Origin of the sequence: Serratia sp. 506_PEND (genome assembly GCF_001076875.1) — a bacterium.
GTDB lineage: Bacteria > Pseudomonadota > Gammaproteobacteria > Enterobacterales > Enterobacteriaceae > Serratia > Serratia marcescens.
Window position 1 is genome coordinate 1 of the sequence record NZ_JVEL01000141.1, and the last position, 1,480, is coordinate 1,480.

Sequence of the window (1,480 nt, forward strand, 5' to 3'; positions counted from 1 at the left end):
CCTTCCACCGTTTTGCTGCGATCGTTCGGATCGAGGAATTCGGCCAGTGATTCGCTGGTCATCCAGTCGGTGCGGCGCTGCTCTTCGAGACTGGTGACGCACATATCGGCAATCTTCACGTCGACGAAACCGCACTTCTCCAGCCAGCATTTCAGCGCCTCGGCGGAAGGGATGAAATACACGTTGCGCATCTGCGCATATCGATCGCCCGGCACCAGCACCTGGTGGCGATCGCCTTCCACCACCAGCGTTTCCAGCACCAGTTCGCCTTCAGCTACCAGCTGATTTTTCAGTTGATACAGATGATCGAGCGGCGAGCGGCGGTGATACAGCACCCCCATTGAGAACACGGTATCGAACGCCGCCAAATCCGGCAATTGCTCGATGCCGAGCGGCAGCAGGTGGGCGCGCTGATCGCCGCCCAACAGCTTGCGCACCGCTTCGAACTGGCACAGGAACAGTTGCATCGGATCGATGCCTACGGCGAGATGTGCGCCGGCGCCGATCATGCGCCACAGGTGATAACCGCTGCCGCAGCCGACATCGAGAATGGTGCGTCCGGCCAGCGGAGAAATGTGCGGCAGCACGCGATCCCATTTCCAGTCGGAATGCCATTCGGTATCGATATCGATGCCATACAGCGAGAACGGCCCTTTACGCCACGGCATCAGGGTGCGCAGCATTTTCTCGACGCCTTCAAGCTGGCCCGGCGACAGGCCGGGCTCCATCTCAGCGCGCACGCCGTGCAGCAGATCGAGACGGGTGGGGGTCAGCGTCGGCAAATGTTCCACCGAGTTGAACCACTGCTTGAATTTGCCGTGCAGCGATTCGCGTTGCCAGGCGCTCAGCTGTGCGGGCAGCGTATCCAGCCAGTGGCTGAGAGGGCTCTTGGCAATGCGCTGATAGAAATCACCGAATTCGATCATTGCGCATCCCCCGCTTTCAGGGCGATCAGCGAACCGAAGTTGAAGCACTGGAACCACACCTCAGCATGCTCGAATCCGGCCTGTTGCAGACGCGCTTTGTGCGCTTCCACTGAATCGGTCAGCATCACGTTTTCCAGCATGCTGCGTTTTTGGCTGATCTCCAGCTCGCTGTATCCGTTGGCGCGTTTGAAATCGTGGTGCATGTTGAACAGCAGCTCGCCGACTTCGGCGTCTTCAAAGCTGAATTTTTCCGACAACACCAGCGCACCGCCCGGGCGCAGGCCACGATAGATTTTCTCCAGCAGGCGCAGGCGATCGGCCGGCTCGAGGAACTGCAGCGTAAAGTTCAGTACCACCATCGAGGCGTCTTCGATGTCGATGTCGCGAATGTCGGCTTCGATGACATCAACCGGCGTGTCGGCGCGGAAGGCGTCAATATGGCGGCGGCAACGTTCCACCATCGCCGGCGAATTATCGACGGCGATGATAGTGCAGCCGGGCACCTTGATATTTCGCCGCATTGACAGCGTCGCTGCGCCCAGCGAGCAGCCCAG

Annotated in this window: 2 protein-coding genes; both read right to left on the reverse strand. The window is 59.7% G+C overall.

All coding sequences use genetic code 11. The annotated features are described in order from the left end of the window. Nucleotides 1-926: tRNA 5-methoxyuridine(34)/uridine 5-oxyacetic acid(34) synthase CmoB (gene cmoB / locus ADK28_RS03855; protein WP_048794936.1), on the reverse strand; the 926-nt coding region annotated here is incomplete at its 3' end. Then, the coding region (gene cmoA, locus ADK28_RS03860) for a carboxy-S-adenosyl-L-methionine synthase CmoA (protein ID WP_048794937.1) at nt 923-1,480 on the reverse strand (558 nt) is incomplete at its 5' end. The genes cmoA and cmoB, both read right to left, overlap by 4 nt.